Raw genomic sequence first — 13212 nt, forward strand, 5'->3', positions numbered from 1 at the left:
CAAGGAGAGAACCATGCAGATCGGTTTCATCGGACTGGGCAACATGGGCGCGCCCATGGCCGCCAACCTTGCCCGCGCGGGCCACAGCGTCAAAGGCTTCGACACCGCCGGCACCACGGCCGAGGGCGTGACCCCCGTCCCCTCCGCCGCCGAAGCGGCCGAAGGCGCCGACGTGGTCATCACCATGCTGCCCAACGGCGAGATCCTGCGCCGGGTCGCCGCCGAGGTGCTGACCGCCATGGACAAGGGCGCCGTGCTGCTCGACTGCTCGACCGTCGATGTCGCCTCGGCCCGCGCCGTGGCGCAGCAGGCCGAGGACCACGGCCTCCAGGCGCTCGACGCGCCGGTGTCCGGCGGCGTCGGCGGTGCTGCGGCCGGCACGCTGACCTTCATGGTGGGCGGCCCCGACGCGGCCTTTGCCAAGGCCAAGCCGCTGTTCGAGATCATGGGCCAGAAGGCCGTGCACTGCGGCCCCGCCGGCAACGGCCAGGCCGCCAAGATCTGCAACAACATGATCCTCGGCGTCACCATGATCGCCACCTGCGAGGCCTTCGCCCTGGCCGACAAGCTGGGCCTGTCGCGCGAGGCGATGTTCGACGTGGTCTCGACCTCCTCGGGCTACTCCTGGTCGATGAACGCCTATTGCCCCGCCCCCGGCGTCGGGCCCAAGTCCCCCGCCGACAACGATTACAAGCCCGGCTTCGCCGCCGAACTCATGCTCAAGGACCTGCGCCTGTCGCAGCAGGCCGCGACCGAGGCCGACGCCGACACGCCGATGGGACAGGCCGCCCTGGACCTCTACCGCCGCTTTGTCGAGGACGAGGATGGCAAGGGGCGCGACTTTTCTGCCATGCTGCCGCGCTTCGAAAAACGCGGCCGGGGCTGACCCGGTGACCGACTGGACCGGCGACGCCAGCCTGCCCGCGCTCGCCCCGGCGACGCGGGCGCGGCTGCGCACCCTGCACCCGATGCAGGTGCCCAAGGGCACATCGCTGTTCCACCCGGGCGACGCGGTGCAGGGGTTCGTCGTGGTGCTCGACGGCCGGGTCGATGTCTTCCTCACCGGCCCCACCGGGCGCGACATCCTGCTCTACGCGGTCGAACCGGGGCAAAGCTGCGTGCAGTCCACCCTCGGCCTGCTGGGCGGCGAGGATTATTCGGGCGAGGCGATCACCCGCAGCGACTCGCGCCTGGTGCTGATCCCGCGCGACCTGTTCCTGGGGCTGATGGACAGCGACGCGGGGTTTCGCGCCTTTGTCTTCCAGGCCTTCGCCACCCGGATGCAGTCCATGATGCACCTGCTGGAACGGGTCGCCTTTACTCGGGTCGAGGCGCGGCTGGCACAATGCCTGCTGGAGCGCGCCACCGAGGGCCGGGTCGAGGCGACGCACGCCGAACTCGCCGTGATGATCGGCTCGGCGCGCGAGGTCGTGTCGCGCCGGCTGGACGCGCTGGCGCGGCGCGGATTGGTGCGGCTGGAGCGCGGCACCGTCCTGCTCTGCGACGAGGCGACGCTGCGCAGCCTCGCCGAAAGCGACGGCGCTATGTGACCATGTCACCGACAGCGGGCAGGGACTCGCGTTAACCTTCTGTCACACCGAATCAACCGGAGGGTTACACCATGATTTCCAAGAACGTCGGCTCCACCGACCGCCTGATCCGCGGCCTCGTCGGCATCGTCGCGCTGATCCTCTTCTTCACCGTCCTGACCGGCGTGCTGAAATGGATCGCGCTGATCGTCGGCATCATGATGCTGGCCACCGCCGCACTGGGCACCTGCCCGCCCTACGCCCTGCTCGGCATCAACACCTGCAAGATGAAGCGCTGACAGCGCCCACCGAAAGGCCCCCGCGGGGGCCTTTCGCCCCTCACGCGGTGATCAGCGCGGCGATCCGCCCCGCCGCCGCCTGCGCGATGCGCGCGCCCTCGTCGATGGCCTCCGCCGCGCGGAACAGTTCCATCACCGACAGTTCCAACAGGTCCGCCTCCAGCATCACGTCCGCCGGGTCCACCGCCTCGCGCGCCTTGCGCAGGAACTCGGTCAGGATGTCGATCGACACCGACACCACCTCCATGTAGGCCGGCACCGCCTCGCGCCGCCCCTCCGGCAGCATCGCCCGCAGCGGCTCGGGCAGACCGGCGCGCCAGTCCTCGACCCCGAACCGCTGCCAGACATCCTGCGGCGGCTGCCCCTCCCACAGCTTGCGCCCGTGCTTGGCGTTGGGATTGACCGCGATGGTCCGGCGCGCCCCCAGGGCGCGCACCGCCGAGGTCGGCACCGGGTTGATCAGCCCCCCGTCCAGCAGCCAGCGGCCGTCCAGCCGCTGCGGTGCAAAGACCCCGGGAATCGAGATCGAGGCGCGCACCGCCGGGATCAGCGGCCCTTCCCGCAGCCAGACCTCGCGCCCCGTCGCCATGTCGGTCGCCACCACGAGCAGGGGTTTCGGCAAATCCTCGATCCGCTCGGGCAGGCCCAGTTCCTGCAAGACGCGCGTCACCGCCGCCCCGGCGATCAGCCCGCCGCGGTCCATCCTCGGATCGAGGTAGTGCAGCAGCCGCGCCTGCGTCAGCCCCCGCGCCCAGGTCTCCAGCCCGTCCAGCTTGCCCGCCGCCCAGGCGGCGCCGACCAGCGCCCCCATGGAACAGCCGGCGACACAGTCCGGCACGGCGCCCTGCGCGGCGAGGCTTCGCAGCACGCCGATATGGCACCAGCCGCGCGCACCGCCCGATCCCAGCGCGATCCCCAGAGTCGCCGTCATGCCCTCTCCCCGACGCGCCTTCGCCGCGCCTCGGCACCCCTGCGCGGCAACTTGTACAAAACGACAGAAAAGGCGTACAGGACGTACCTTTTGTACAAAACCCGCGCGCTACTCGGCCGCCACCTTTCGCGCCTGCAACATCGGCTTGAGATACCGCCCGGTGTGCGACCGCTCGATCTCGGCCACCTGCTCCGGCGTGCCCTCGGCCACGATCTCGCCGCCGCCGTCACCGCCCTCGGGGCCGATGTCGATCAGCCAGTCGGCGGTCTTGATGACGTCCAGGTTGTGCTCGATCACCACCACCGTGTTGCCCTGCTCCACCAGTTCGTGCAGCACTTCCAACAGCTTGCGCACGTCCTCGAAATGCAGGCCGGTGGTCGGCTCGTCGAGGATGTAGAGCGTGCGGCCGGTCGACCGCCGGGCCAGTTCCTTGGACAGCTTGACGCGCTGTGCCTCACCGCCCGACAGGGTCGTCGCCTGCTGGCCCACCTTGATGTAGCTCAGGCCCACGCGCATCAGCGCATCCATCTTTTCACGGATCGCCGGCACCGCCTTGAAGAACTCCTGCGCGTCCTCAACCGTCATGTCAAGAACGTCCGCTATGCTCTTGCCCTTGAACAGTATTTCCAGGGTCTCGCGGTTGTAGCGCTTGCCCTTGCAGGTCTCGCAGGTGACGTAGACATCGGGCAGGAAGTGCATCTCGATCTTGATGACACCGTCGCCCTGGCAGGCCTCGCAGCGCCCGCCCTTGACGTTGAAGCTGAAGCGCCCCGGCTTGTAGCCGCGCGCCTTGGCCTCGGGCAGACCGGCAAACCAGTCCCGGATCGGGGTAAAGGCGCCGGTATAGGTCGCCGGGTTCGACCGCGGCGTGCGGCCGATCGGGCGCTGGTCGATGTCGATCACCTTGTCGAGGTGTTCGAACCCCTTGATCGTCTCGCAGGGCGCAGGTGTCTCGCGCGCGCCATTCAGCGCCATGGCGGCGTTCTTGTACAGCGTTTCGATGGTCAGCGTGGACTTGCCACCGCCCGAAACGCCCGTCACGCAGACGAACTTGCCCAAGGGGAAATCGGCGGTCACGTCCTTGAGGTTGTTGCCCGTCGCCTTGACCACGCGCAGCTTTTTCTTGCTGCCCTTGCGGCGCTCTGACGGCACGGGGATTTCGCGCGTGCCCGACAGGTATTGTCCGGTCAGGCTGGCCGGATCGGCGGCGACCTCCTCCGGCGTGCCCTGGGCCACCACCTGGCCGCCGTGCACCCCCGCACCGGGCCCGATGTCAAAGACGTAATCGGCCTCGCGGATCGCCTCTTCGTCGTGTTCGACCACCAGCACGGTGTTGCCCTGGTCGCGCAGGTTCTTGAGCGTCTCCAGCAGGCGCGAGTTGTCGCGCTGGTGCAGCCCGATCGAAGGTTCGTCCAGCACGTAGAGCACGCCCGTCAGGCCGGACCCGATCTGCGAGGCCAGCCGAATACGCTGACTCTCGCCGCCGGAAAGCGTTCCGGCAGAACGACTTAGCGTGAGATATTCAAGTCCCACGTTATTCAGGAACCCCAGCCGCTCGCGGATTTCCTTGAGGATGGCGCGGGCGATCTCGTTCTTCTGCTTGGACAGCTGGGCGGGCACCGTCTCGCACCAGTCGAAGGCCTGCTTGATCGACATCTGGACCACCTGGCCCACGTGCAGACCGGCGATGCGCACCGCCAGCGCCTCGGGCTTGAGCCGGTAGCCGCCGCAGGCACCGCAGGGGCGGTTGTTCTGGTAACGCTCGAACTCCTCGCGGATCCAGCTGCTGTCCGTCTCGCGGTAGCGCCGTTCCATGTTGGGGATCACCCCCTCGAAAACGCGGCTGACCTGGTAGATGCGGCCGCCCTCGTCATAACGGAACTGGATTTCCTCGTCGCCGGAGCCATGCAGGAACACCTGCTGCACATGCGCCGGCAGGTCCTTCCAGCGGGCCTTCTTGTCGAACTCGTAATGCTTGGCGATGGCCTCGATGGTTTGCAGGAAATATGGGCTCTTGCCCTTGCGCCAGGGCGCCAGCGCGCCGTCGCTGATCTTCAGCGTCTGGTCCGGCACCACCAGCCGTTCGTCAAAGAACAGCTCGACCCCCAGGCCATCGCACTCCGGGCAGGCACCGAAGGGCGCGTTGAACGAGAACAGCCGCGGCTCGATCTCGGAAATGGTGAAGCCGCTGACCGGGCAGGCGAATTTCTCGGAGAAGGTGATCCGCTCGGGCTCTCCCTCGCTCGGTGCAGTCTCCAGCACGGCGATGCCGTCGGCCAGGTCCAGCGCGGTGCGGAAGGAATCCGCCAGCCGCGTCTCCATCCCTTCGCGCACGACGATGCGGTCCACCACCACGTCGATGTCGTGGCGAAATTTCTTGTCCAGCGTCGGCGGGCTGTCCAATTCGTGGAACTCGCCGTTGACCTTGACCCGCTGGAACCCCTGCTTACGCAGTTCCAGGAATTCCTTGCGGTACTCGCCCTTGCGGTCGCGCACGATGGGGGCCAGCAGGTAAGCGCGCGTGCCCTCCTCCATCGTCATGACGCGGTCGACCATGTCCTGCACTTGCTGCGCCTCGATCGGCAGGCCGGTGGCGGGCGAATAGGGCGTGCCGACGCGGGCAAACAGCAGCCGCATGTAGTCGTAGATCTCGGTCACGGTGCCGACGGTCGAACGGGGGTTCTTGGACGTCGTCTTCTGCTCGATGGAAATGGCCGGCGACAACCCGCTGATGTGGTCGACGTCAGGCTTCTCCATCATGTTCAGGAACTGCCGCGCATAGGCGCTGAGCGACTCGACGTAGCGGCGCTGTCCCTCGGCATAGATCGTGTCAAAGGCGAGGCTGGACTTGCCCGACCCCGACAGCCCGGTGATGACAACCAGTTGATCGCGCGGGATATCCACGTCGATGTTCTTGAGGTTGTGCTCGCGCGCGCCGCGGACTTCGATACTTTTCAACTCTGGCATGCTGACCTCTTTGTCAGCGGTTAGACATAGGGGATTGTCGCCCTATCGCCAATGGTAAACTTGAACATACCGCGAACATCCACAGAAAAAGAAAAGGGCGTGGAAAACCCCACGCCCTTGTCTGCGATCCGTTGCTTGTCCGGCGCGTCAAGTGTTCCGACGGCGCAACGCTCCCAGGGCGCCAAGCCCACCCAGCAGCAGCAGCACGGAGGCCGGCAGCGGAACTGCGGAAATACCATCACCCGAAACGGAGAAGTTGAGGTTGTTCAGGCCCACGTCCCATGCGTCTGAGCCCCATTGCAGGATCAGCCCGTCCAGCGCAGAAATCGCCGGCAGCACATCGAGGTGTGCACCGGCGTCCGGTGCGATACCGCTCCCTGAGCCAAGCAGGTTAAAGGCCAGATCGAAAATATACCACTCAGCGGCTTCGTCTGCGATCCAGCCACCCAATTCGAAGCTGTTCAACGTCACCGTTTCGCCTGCCACGCGAGAATTGATCCTCACTTCGGCGTGGCTGGGATTGGGGGTTCCCCAGAGAGCATATGTCAGATCGCCATAACCCGTTCCCCATCCCGCGAGACTGCCCGTCGTTGTTACATTGCCAAACGCAGTCGCATCAATTGCGCGATAAGACAGATCTGTGTGCGCATTGTCTCCGTAGGTGCTGTTCGCGATTGCCGCGCTCGCGACTGAAGGGAACTGGAGATTGAATGTTGCCGCCTGCGCGTCTCCGGCAGCATGAAAACCAATGAGCGCAACCGCAGCGAGAACAACTTTCATTTTTGCCTCTTTACACAAGACTCAGTTAATTTCGTGTTAACGATTTCAGTACCCTAGTCAAGTCGGAAGCGCCGAAAGAGGCCCAGTGAGGCATCGCCCGCTGGATGCAGAAAAACGCCGCGCCAAGTTCCGGACCAGACAAGCTGCCACGCCGCGCTGCACCGGCGCCGGGGCTTCCTCTGCGGACCGTGCCGCGGCCGCGGCGGCGGGTCGGGTATTCCTGACCTGACGCCAATTCTCTCGTTGCCCCGGCATCGGACCCGTTGCAGGGTATGGCATTGCCGCTGAAAACGGGGTTTGATCATGTCCAATATTCGCAGCGCCGCCCTCGCGCTTTGCCTGCTGCCCGGTTTCGCCGCCGCGCAGGAGGATGCCCGCTCGATTCTCGTGCTCGATGCCTCCGGCTCCATGTGGGGGCAGATCGACGGGCTGACCAAGATCGAGATCGCGCAGGGCGTCGTTGCCGACCTGCTGCGCGCCCTGCCCGAGACGCAGGAACTGGGCCTCACCGCCTATGGCCACCGCACCAAGGGCGACTGCACCGACATCCAGACCATCGTCGCCCCCGGCCCCGGCACCCGCGACGAGATCGCCGCCCAGGTGGGCAAGCTGCGCCCGCGCGGCAAGACACCGATGACCGATGCCGTGGTGCAGGCCGCCGAGGCGCTGAGATACACCGACGAACCCGCCACCGTGATCCTCGTTTCCGACGGCATCGAGACCTGCAACCCGGACCCCTGCGCCGCCGCCCGCGCGCTGGAAGCCGCCGGCGTGGCGCTGACCGTGCATGTGGTCGGCTTCGACGTCAGCGAACCCGAGGCGCTGCGCCAGATGCAATGCATCGCCGACGAGACCGGCGGCAGGTTCCTTATGGCCTCGAACGCCACCGAACTGGGCAGCGCCCTCAGCGAAGTGACCCAGACCCAGCCGGCGGCCACCTATCCGACCGTGCTGGTCGCACAGGACGGCGAGAACGGCGGCCAGATCGACTCCGCGCTGATCTGGAACCTCAGCCGGGGTGAGGAGGTGCTGGTCGACTTCCAGCGCGACCCGACCATCGCGCTGGACCTGACCGCCGGGACCTACACCGTCTCGGTGCTGCGCCCCGCGGACGAGGCCAGCGTCGAGAAAACCTTTGACGTGGTCGATGCCGGGCAGACCGTCACCCTGGTCCTGCCCAGCTCGCTGCCCCTCGCCGCCGTCAGCGGCCCCGAAAGCGCCGTCGCCGGCGCCACCGTCCCGATCACCTGGGAAGGTCCGGACGCCAAGGGCGATTACATTGCCGTGTCGGTCCCCGACGACACCGGCTACCTGAACTACGTCTACACGCGCGAAGGCAGCCCCGGCCCGCTGGTCATGCCACCGGAACCCGGCACCTACGAATTGCGCTACGTCCTGGCCGACGGCCGCGTCACCCTCGCCACCCAGACCATCGCCGTGACCGAGGCGCTGGCCAGCCTCGAGGCCGCCGCCGAGGCGCCCGCCGGGGCGACCATCCCGGTCACCTGGGACGGCCCGGACTACCAGGGCGACTACATCACCGTCTCCGTCCCGGGCGACGATGGTTATGTCAATTACACCTACACCCGCGATGGCGCGCCGCTCGACCTGCAAATGCCGCCGGAACCGGGCGATTACGAACTGCGCTACGTCATGGCGCAGGACCGCACCGTGCTGGCCACCCGGCCGATCACCGTCGCCGAGGTCAGCGCCACGCTGGACGCGCCCGCCAGCGCCGCCGCCGGTGCCGGCATCCCCGTCGGCTGGTCCGGCCCAGACTACCAGGGCGACTACATCACCGTCTCCGTCCCCGGCGACGAGGGCTATGTCACCTACACCTACACCCGCGAGGGCACGCCGCTGACGCTGACCATGCCGGCCGAGCCGGGCACCTTCGAGGTGCGCTACGTCATGGGGCAGAAGAAACGGGTGCTGGCCACGCAGACCATCGAGGTGACCAGCGTCAGCGCCACGCTGGACGCCCCCGACGAGGCCCGCGCCGGCGCGCCGGTGCTGGTGGGCTGGGACGGCCCCGGCTACCAGCCCGACTACATCTCGGTGGCCGAACCGGGCATGGAACCGGGCAAGTACCTCGCCTACACCTATGTCCGCGAAGGCACGCCGCTGATCCTCGAGATGCCGGTGGAGCCCGGCACCTACGAGATCCGTTACGTCGCCGCCAGCGACGGGCGCACCGTGATCGGCACGCGCCCGATCACCCTGACCGAGGTCACCGCGACCCTCGACGCCCCCGACAGCATCCCGGCGGGCGGCGTTCTGGGCGTCAACTGGGACGGGCCGGACTACAAGAACGACTACATCGCCCTGGCCCGCGAAGGCGATCCGGACAACACCCACGCGGTCTACGCCTACACGCGCGAAGACAGCCCGGTCGTTCTGAAACTGCCCGAAGGACCCGGCCGCTACGAGCTGCGCTACGTGCTGGGCCAGGACCGCAAGGTCATCGCCCGCAAGCCGGTCGAACTGACCTACAAGCCGGCGCAGTAGGCGAGGGAAAGACCGGGGCGGCCTCCCTGCCCCGGTTCAAGCCCCCGCCGCCATCCGTCCCGGACGCACCACGTCCCGGTCAATCACCACACCCAAGGTTTCTTCTGGCCCGAAATATCTCGGGGGAGTCGCCGGAGGCGACGGGGGCAGCGCCCCCATCCCGCCTCGCAACCGGCTCAACGATAGAGCAGTGACACCCCGTCGGCGAACAGGTGCACCTTTTCCGGCGCAGCCCCCAGCGATACCGTGCGGCCGCGCATCTCGCGGTGGATGCCGGGCAGCTTGGCGGTGACCTGCGCGGTCGCCCCTTCGCCGCCGAAGTACAGCAGTGTCACCTCGCCCAGGGCCTCGGTGATCCCGACCTTGCCGGTGTAGATCGCCTCGCCCTCGGTGGCGAGGAAATCCTCGGGCCGCACGCCCACGTTCACCCGCAGCCCCTTGTCCGCGGCCGTCGTCGGATACTGCGACACCGCGATACCGCCGCCCTCCATCCGGACCGTGGTGCGCTCGCCGGTCTCGACCACCTCGCCGGGCAGCAGGTTCATCGCCGGAGAGCCGATGAACTGTGCCACAAACTCACTGTTCGGCCGTTCATACAGCTCCAGCGGCGAGCCCACCTGGGCGATCCCCTTGTTGGCCAGCACCACAATCCGGGTGGCCAGCGTCATCGCCTCCACCTGGTCGTGGGTGACGTAGATCATGGTGCGGTCGGGCATAGACTCCTTCAGCTGCGCGATCTCGATCCGCGTCGCCACGCGCAGCGCCGCGTCGAGGTTCGACAGCGGTTCGTCGAAGAGATAGACCTTGGGGTCGCGCACGATGGACCGGCCGATCGCCACCCGCTGCCGCTGCCCGCCCGACAGCGCCTTGGGCAGGCGGTCGAGATAGGGCTCCAGTTGCAGCATCTTCGACGCGCGCGTCACCGCCGCGTCGATCTCGGAGGCGGACTTGCCCGCCAGCTTGAGCGCAAAGCTCATGTTCTCGCGCACCGTCATGTGCGGGTAGAGCGCATAGGACTGGAACACCATGGCGATGCCGCGCTGCGCCGGCGGCACGTCGTTGACCACCTGGCCGTCGATCTCCAGCGTGCCGCCGGTGATCTTTTCCAGCCCGGCGATCATCCGCAGCAGCGTGGACTTGCCGCAGCCCGACGGCCCGACAAAGACGATCAGCTCGCCCTGCTTGATGTCGAGGTCGATGTCGCGCAGCACCTGCACGGTGCCGCCATAGGTCTTTTCGACCCCGGTCAGTTTCAGGTTCGCCATGGTCCCGTCCTCCCCCTCGTTCCTATGCCTTGCGCCGCGCCAGGGCGGGCTGCCAGGGCCCGAGGTGCAGCTTGCCGTCGGGCGCGACCGTCGCGCTGCCCAGTTCCTGACCCACCTGCATCCAGTCGCCCGCCGGCATCTCCATCACCGCCGGGTCATGGCCCAGGTTGACGGCGACAAAGACTTCCTCGCCGTCGTACATGCGGGTGAAATGCACGATGGAGCCGGTGGCCTGCACCTTGTCGTGCGCGCCCTTGACCAGCGCGGGATGCGCGGCGCGAAAGGCGATGGCCTTGCGGTAATGGTGAATCAGCGCGCCCGGGTCGGCCTCCTGCACCGCGACCGCGTGGTCGAGATGGACATGGCTGACCGGCAGCCAGGGATGGCCGGTGGTAAAGCCGCCGTTCTGGTTCGACTTCTCCCAGACCATCGGCGTGCGGCAGCCGTCGCGGCCCTTGAACTCGGGCCAGAATTCGATGCCGTAGGGGTCCTGGAGATCCTCAAAGGCGACGTCGGCCTCGGGCAGGCCCAGTTCCTCGCCCTGGTAGATGCAGACCGAGCCGCGCAGGCACATCAGCAGCGTCGTCAGCGCCTTCTGCGCCGGCAGGCCGAGGTCCCAGCGCGAGGCATGGCGCACCACGTCGTGGTTGGAAAAGGCCCAGCAGGCCCAGCCCTCGGAGACCACGTCATCCACCCGCGCCATCACGTCGGCAAAGCGCTGTGCGTCGGGCTGGGTGCCGGACAGGAACTCGAACGAATAGCACATGTGAACCCGGTCATCGCCGGCGGTGTATTCGCCCATGATCTCCAGCCCCTTCTGGGCGTCCCCCACCTCGCCCACGGCGGTGGCGGCGGGGTATTCGTCCAGCAGCGCGCGAAAGCGTTCCAAGAAGGCCAGGTTTTCCGGCTGGTTCTTGTCGTAGAGGTGCAGCTGGTGATTGTAGGGGTTCACCCGCGGCGCGATGGAGGCGTCCCGCAGCTCGGGCGGCAGCGGCGGGTTGTCCCGCAACAGCTTGTCATGAATGTAGAAGTTGATCGTGTCGAGGCGAAAGCCGTCGACGCCGCGGTCCAGCCAGAAGCGCACCACGTCCAGCAGCGCGTCCTGCACGTCCGGGTTGTGGAAGTTGAGGTCCGGCTGTTCGGTCAGGAAGTTGTGCAGGTAATACTGCTCGCGCCGCGCATCCCACTGCCAGGCCGGGCCGCCGAAGATCGACAGCCAGTTGTTCGGCGGGTTGCCATCGGGCTTGGGGTCGGCCCAGACGTACCAGTCGGCCTTGGGGTTGTCGCGGCTGGCGCGGCTCTGCTTGAACCAGGGGTGCTGGTCCGAGGTGTGCGACAGCACCAGGTCGATCATCACCCGCACGCCGAGGCGGTGCGCGGTGTCCACCAGCACGTCGAAGTCCGACAGCGTGCCGAACATCGGGTCGACGTCGCAGTAGTCCGACACGTCATAGCCGAAGTCCTTCATCGGCGAGGCGAAGAAGGGCGAGATCCAGATGGCGTCGACACCCAGCGAGGCGACGTAAGGAAGCCGCGCGGTGATGCCGTTCAGGTCGCCGATGCCGTCGCCGTTGCTGTCCTGGTAGCTGCGGGGATAGATCTGGTAGATCACCGCGCCACGCCACCAATCCTTGTCGGCGGCCAGGTCAGGTCTGCTTTGGGTCTGTGCGTTCATGGGTTCCGATGTCCTGTCGAAGGCCGGGCGTCATGCCCCGCGGCCCGCTTGGGTAGAGGCCCCGGGTCAGCCCCGGGGCGCGTTTCACTTACTTGACCGAGCCGGCCAGCAGGCCGCGCACGAGGTAGCGCTGCATGGCGAAGAACACCGCCAGCGGCACCGAGATCGAGACAAAGGCCGCGGTGGCGAGGATCTCCCAGTTGCCCCCTCTCGTGCCCAGCATCTCGACGATCTGGTTGGTCATCACCGTGGTCTGCCCGGTCGCGTCGATCAGGAAGACCTTGGCCACCAGCAGGTCGTTCCAGGTCCACAGGAACTGGAAGATCGCGAAACTGGCCAGCGCCGGAAAGGACAGCGGCAGGATGATCTTGGTGAAGATCTGGAACTCGGTCGCGCCGTCCACCCGGGCATTCTCGATGATGTCGCGCGGCAGGCCGACCATATAGTTGCGCAACAAGTAGATCGCCAGCGGCAGGCCAAAGCCGGTATGCGCCAGCCAGACGCCCAGGTAGCCCTTGCCGATGCCGATGCCGAGGTGCAGCTTCAGCAGCGGGATCAGCGCCAGTTGCAGCGGCACCACCAGCAGCCCGACGACGCAGGCGATCAGCAGCGCGCGGCCGGGGAAATCCATCCAGGCCAGCGCATAGGCGGCAAAGGCGGCGATCACGATCGGGATGATGGTGGCCGGGATTGTCACCGTCAGCGTGTTGAAGAAGGCCTTGCCCATGCTGTCGCTGGTGCCCTCGGACATCAGCACCGTGCGGTAGTTCTCCAGCGTGAATTCCGGTGCGATCTCGGCCACGACAAAGACCCGCTCGCCGCGCGATCCGGTCATCTGGGTGGCCGACTCCAGCCGGTAGTCGCCGTTCTCTTCCACGGTGATGGTCATGCCATCGCCCATGTCGGCGCTGTCGCCGGGTCCGTAGGCGTCCAGCGCGCGGGACGAGGTGCCCCAGGTGGCGATCGACGCCTCCGGCGCGCCGCCTTCGACAAAGAGATTGCCCTCGATCACCCAAAGCGCGCCGTCCTGCACCTGGGTCTCTGGCGCGGCGGTGCGCAGAGTCAGGTTCTGTTCGGTCGGGAACAGCGCCTTCCACCAGCCCGAGCTGGCGATCTGGTCCGCCGTCCGAAAGGACGACACGAACAGCCCCACCGTTGGAAAGAGCCACAGCGCCACCAGGAGCACGACCGAGATGTGCACCAGCCAGGTGAGCGAGGACTTGCTGCCTGCGATATTGTCCATGATCTGTCTCCCTGC

General features: G+C 67.0%; 10 protein-coding genes. 4 read left to right on the top strand and 6 right to left on the bottom strand.

The window, feature by feature from the left end; translation table 11 throughout:
• The first annotated feature begins 13 nt into the window (after positions 1–13).
• The 3 genes from mmsB to MAA8898_RS03480 all read left to right on the top strand — a co-directional run bounded on the left by mmsB (position 14) and on the right by MAA8898_RS03480 (position 1828).
• The gene (gene mmsB / locus MAA8898_RS27185; RefSeq protein ID WP_306456383.1) at positions 14–886 is read left to right on the top strand and encodes a 3-hydroxyisobutyrate dehydrogenase; all 873 of its coding nucleotides are present in this window, start codon (positions 14–16) and stop codon (positions 884–886) included.
• Between the two features lie 4 nt (positions 887–890).
• The gene (locus MAA8898_RS03475; RefSeq protein WP_245853229.1) at positions 891–1550 is read left to right on the top strand and encodes a Crp/Fnr family transcriptional regulator; all 660 of its coding nucleotides are present in this window, start codon (positions 891–893) and stop codon (positions 1548–1550) included.
• 71 nt (positions 1551–1621) lie between these two features.
• Positions 1622–1828, top strand: coding sequence for a YgaP family membrane protein (locus MAA8898_RS03480; protein ID WP_094019598.1), 207 nt, complete (start codon positions 1622–1624; stop codon positions 1826–1828).
• Between the two features lie 40 nt (positions 1829–1868).
• Here MAA8898_RS03480 and MAA8898_RS03485 read toward each other — a convergent pair whose 3' ends face one another.
• From MAA8898_RS03485 to MAA8898_RS03495, 3 genes are all read right to left on the bottom strand, one after another.
• Positions 1869–2759, bottom strand: coding sequence for a patatin-like phospholipase family protein (locus MAA8898_RS03485; RefSeq protein ID WP_094019599.1), 891 nt, complete (start codon positions 2757–2759; stop codon positions 1869–1871).
• 108 nt (positions 2760–2867) lie between these two features.
• A complete protein-coding gene (gene uvrA / locus MAA8898_RS03490; protein ID WP_094019600.1) occupies positions 2868–5726 on the bottom strand; it encodes an excinuclease ABC subunit UvrA in 2859 nt (952 codons plus the stop codon).
• Positions 5727–5873: 147 nt separating this feature from the next.
• Complete coding sequence (locus tag MAA8898_RS03495; RefSeq protein WP_094019601.1) at positions 5874–6506, bottom strand: VPLPA-CTERM sorting domain-containing protein; 633 nt, start codon at positions 6504–6506, stop codon at positions 5874–5876.
• A 303-nt stretch (positions 6507–6809) separates the two neighbouring features.
• Here MAA8898_RS03495 and MAA8898_RS03500 point away from each other — a divergent pair, with 303 nt between their 5' ends.
• Positions 6810–9014, top strand: a complete 2205-nt coding sequence (locus MAA8898_RS03500; RefSeq protein ID WP_094019602.1) for a vWA domain-containing protein — start codon at positions 6810–6812, stop codon at positions 9012–9014.
• Between the two features lie 176 nt (positions 9015–9190).
• On the opposite strand, the gene MAA8898_RS03505 is transcribed toward MAA8898_RS03500, so the two are convergent.
• The 3 genes from MAA8898_RS03505 to MAA8898_RS03515 form a co-directional block, all read right to left on the bottom strand.
• The gene (locus MAA8898_RS03505) at positions 9191–10279 is read right to left on the bottom strand and encodes an ABC transporter ATP-binding protein (protein WP_094019603.1); all 1089 of its coding nucleotides are present in this window, start codon (positions 10277–10279) and stop codon (positions 9191–9193) included.
• A gap of 22 nt (positions 10280–10301) precedes the next feature.
• Positions 10302–11954, bottom strand: a complete 1653-nt coding sequence (bglA, locus tag MAA8898_RS03510) for a beta-galactosidase BglA (protein WP_094019604.1) — start codon at positions 11952–11954, stop codon at positions 10302–10304.
• An 88-nt stretch (positions 11955–12042) separates the two neighbouring features.
• The gene (locus MAA8898_RS03515) at positions 12043–13197 is read right to left on the bottom strand and encodes a carbohydrate ABC transporter permease (RefSeq protein ID WP_094019605.1); all 1155 of its coding nucleotides are present in this window, start codon (positions 13195–13197) and stop codon (positions 12043–12045) included.
• Positions 13198–13212: the final 15 nt, after the last annotated feature.

It is taken from the genome of Antarctobacter aquimaris (assembly GCF_900184945.1).
GTDB classification, from domain to species: Bacteria; Pseudomonadota; Alphaproteobacteria; order Rhodobacterales; family Rhodobacteraceae; genus Maliponia; species Maliponia aquimaris.